A 770-nucleotide genomic window follows, 5' to 3' on the forward strand; every position below is an offset into this window, starting at 1 on the left:
GGCTTCCTCACCCCGCAGGGCGCGGCCGACTTCGGCTGGTTCGCCTACTCCCCGCTGTCGGACGCGGTCCGCTCGCCGGGTATCGGCGCCGACATGTGGATCATGGGTCTGGCCTTCTCCGGCTTCGGCACGATCCTCGGCTCGGTCAACTTCATCACCACGATCATCTGCATGCGCGCTCCGGGCATGACGATGTTCCGCATGCCGATCTTCGTGTGGAACGTGCTGCTGACCGGTGTGCTGGTCCTGCTGGCCTTCCCGGTCCTCGCGGCCGCGCTGTTCGCCCTGGAGGCGGACCGCAAGTTCGGCGCCCATGTCTTCGATGCCGCCAACGGCGGCGCGTTGCTGTGGCAACACCTCTTCTGGTTCTTCGGCCATCCAGAGGTGTACATCATCGCCCTACCGTTCTTCGGCATCATTTCCGAGATCATCCCGGTGTTCTCGCGCAAGCCGATGTTCGGCTACATGGGCCTCATCGCCGCCACGATCGGCATCGCCGGTCTGTCCGTGACCGTGTGGGCGCACCACATGTACGTCACCGGCGGTGTGCTGCTGCCGTTCTTCTCCTTCATGACGTTCCTCATCGCGGTCCCGACCGGTGTGAAGTTCTTCAACTGGATCGGCACCATGTGGAAGGGCTCGCTGTCCTTCGAGACGCCGATGCTCTGGACGACCGGCTTCCTGATCACCTTCGTGTTCGGTGGTCTGACCGGTGTCATCCTGGCCTCGCCCCCGATGGACTTCCACGTCTCCGACTCGTACTTCGTGGT

Annotated in this window: 1 protein-coding gene; it reads left to right on the forward strand. The window is 63.8% G+C overall.

Going from position 1 to position 770, the window contains the following annotated elements:
* Nucleotides 1–770, forward strand: a 770-nt coding sequence (locus GTW40_RS04855; RefSeq protein ID WP_202485392.1) for a cbb3-type cytochrome c oxidase subunit I, incomplete at both ends; no start/stop codon positions are given.

Source organism: Streptomyces sp. SID4985 (assembly GCF_009863025.1).
In the GTDB taxonomy this organism is placed as follows: domain Bacteria; phylum Actinomycetota; class Actinomycetes; order Streptomycetales; family Streptomycetaceae; genus Streptomyces.